At 53.0% G+C, this 287-nt stretch carries 1 rRNA gene; it reads left to right on the top strand.

From position 1 onward, the window contains the following. A 23S ribosomal RNA gene (locus tag Q4563_RS19170) occupies window positions 1–287 on the top strand; the annotation flags it as partial.

Raw genomic sequence — 287 nt, 5'->3', positions numbered from 1 at the left:
AAGATGCTGCGTTCCCGCGGCTAGACGGAAAGACCCCGTGAACCTTTACTACAGCTTCACAGTGAACTTTGAATTGGCTTGTGTAGGATAGCTGGGAGGCTTTGAAGCGATGACGCCAGTTGTCGTGGAGCCAACCTTGAAATACCAGCCTGGTCAATTTGGGGTTCTAACTCAGGTCCATTATCTGGATCGAGGACACTGTGTGGTGGGTAGTTTGACTGGGGCGGTCTCCTCCCAAAGAGTAACGGAGGAGCACGAAGGTCGGCTAATCCTGGTCGGACATCAGG

This window comes from Gilvimarinus sp. 1_MG-2023, from assembly GCF_030548285.1.
Note: the sequence above shows the minus strand (reverse complement) of the source record. Positions and strands in the feature narration are given on the sequence as shown.